At 44.7% G+C, this 2438-nt stretch carries 3 protein-coding genes; all 3 read left to right on the forward strand.

Annotated features, from left to right (window positions below):
* Positions 1–1084, forward strand: a 1084-nt coding sequence (locus F6K53_RS37320; RefSeq protein ID WP_293084652.1) for an ATP-binding protein, incomplete at its 5' end; no start/stop codon positions are given.
* 229 nt (positions 1085–1313) lie between these two features.
* Complete coding sequence (locus F6K53_RS37325) at positions 1314–1772, forward strand: response regulator (RefSeq protein WP_366511406.1); 459 nt, start codon at positions 1314–1316, stop codon at positions 1770–1772.
* A 6-nt stretch (positions 1773–1778) separates the two neighbouring features.
* On the forward strand, positions 1779–2438 hold a 660-nt coding region (locus F6K53_RS37330; RefSeq protein WP_293084655.1), incomplete at its 3' end, for a response regulator.

Genomic DNA, 2438 nt, shown 5'->3' on the forward strand with positions numbered 1-2438 from the left:
AGTAGTACCTGGTTGGCCAATCATGCTCGGACAAAGCATCGAAGATCCTTGCTTTCATGAAGAGTACCTAGACCAGTATCGTCAGGGAAGGGTTAGCAACATCTGTGACTTAGAAAACTCTGATATCGAAGCTTGCCATGTAGAAATGCTGCAACAGTTTGGGGTAAAAGCTAACCTAGTGGTACCAATTCAGCAACAAGACCAACTTTGGGGTTTGCTCATTGCCCATCAGTGTTCGAATCCACGACCATGGACTAACTTTGAAAGTGAATTGTTGCAACAACTGGCCGACCAAATTGGTATTGCCTTAGCCCAAGCCCAGCTTTTAGAAACAGAAACCCGTCAGCGTCAGGAACTTGCCCGTTCTAATGCTGAACTACAAGAGTTTGCCTATGTAGCATCCCATGACCTGCAAGAACCCCTGCGCAAGATTCGGGCATTTGGCGATCGCCTTCAGACCAGGTATCATGAACAGTTAACAGAGCAGGGGCAGGACTACCTGATACGGATGCAGAATGCTGCAGAACGGATGCAGGTGTTAATCAGTGACTTGCTTAGCCTTTCCCGGGTGACCACCAAGGCAAGACCTTTGGTTGCCACTGATCTGGCTCAAGTGGTACAAGAGGTACTCTCTGATTTAGAACTACGTATCCAGCAATCTGGTGGCGTAGTGGAAGTCGGTGAACTACATACTATTGAAGCTGATCCCCTGCAAATGCGTCAACTTTTGCAAAACCTGATCAGTAACGGACTTAAATTCCGACCAGAACAAAGAGGTAACCTCGTTACAATTTATAGTCAACTGATTCAGGAAAGTGTTCCCTTAAGTTATGGAGGCGCAACCGTTAATCAGCGTTGTCAGATTATAGTTGAAGACAATGGTATTGGGTTTAACCCCGAGTATCGCGATCGCATTTTCCAAACCTTTCAACGGCTCCATGGTCGTAGCGACTATGAAGGAACCGGTATCGGTCTAGCTATCTGCCGTAGAATTGTTGAGCGCCATAATGGTAGCATCATGGCAGAAAGCACACCAGGACAGGGGGCTAGGTTTATTGTTACGGTGCCGATTAAACAAAGTTGAAGATTAAAGGTTAAAGGTGAAAGGTTAAAGGTGAAAAGTTAAAGGTTGTTCGCGTAGCGTGGCCTTTTGGCCAAGGTTAAACGTTAAATAATCAAAACATACTAGTAGTTGAGTGACTAATCAATAAAATACCTCAAATTTATCCCTTTATACTTCATAATACCTTCATATTTCCTTTATAATTCCTTTATAATTCCTTTATAATTTTTGGTCGAGGAGATAATGCTTAGTGAATGAAAGCCGAAATCCCGTGGTAATTTTAATGGCAGATGATGATCCGGATGATTGCCTTTTGGCAAGGGAGGCTCTCTTAGAGAGTCAGTTGACCGATGAGCTATACTTTGTCAGTGATGGCGAGGAATTGATGGATTATCTGTATCACCGTGGTAAACACACCCAGGCCAGCATGTCCCCTCGTCCAAGTTTAATCCTACTGGATTTGAATATGCCGAAAAAAGATGGTCGTGAAGCCCTCAGAGAAATTAGGGCTGATCCTAATCTACGAGTTATACCAGTTGTGGTGCTGACTACCTCAAAGGCTGAAGAAGATATTTATCATAGTTATAACTTAGGAGCAAATTCTTTCATCGTTAAGCCTGTCACCTATAGTTCCCTAATTGAGGTGATGCAAACGTTAAAAAAGTACTGGTTGGACATCGCCGAATTGCCCCCCGAAGGGAATAAATAGACTGCCATGAGTAAATACTCACAACCGCCAGCTGAACGTTTTGATGTTTCTTCTGATGTTTCTACTGTACCACTAAAGACTGATCCACTCAGGACTATTTCCAAAACCGACCCTCATCAATGTTCGTTGATCACAAACCTGGCAAATTGCTTACCCAAATCAGAACTCAGAACTCACCACTCTCGACTAATTTCCTTCGATTCCTCTGGTGCCAGACCAATGTACAACCCTTTGGTTAATGTATTACTCGTTGATGATGACGAAGATGACTATATTCTAACTCGTGATTTACTGTCGGAAAACCGGAGGGCTAGATTTAGCTTGACTTGGGTGGCAACCTATGCTAAGGGCTTAGAAATGATTGCTCAGAACCACCATGATGTTTATCTACTGGACTACCGTCTTGGTGAGCATAATGGACTTGAACTCCTGGGTGAAGCCATTGCCAGGGGGTGTACAGCACCGATTATCCTCCTCACTGCCCAGGGAGACCATGAGGTTGACATGGAAGCCATGAAAGCTGGGGCAGCCGATTACCTGGATAAGAGTCAGCTCAGAGCACCTTTACTAGAGCGTTCCATCCGCTATGCCCTTGAGCGCCAGCAAGCCCAACAAAAAATTCGGGAACAAGCGGCTTTGTTGGATGTGGCAACCGATGCCATTCTG

The organism is Moorena sp. SIO4A1 (assembly GCF_010672065.1).
GTDB lineage: Bacteria > Cyanobacteriota > Cyanobacteriia > Cyanobacteriales > Coleofasciculaceae > Moorena.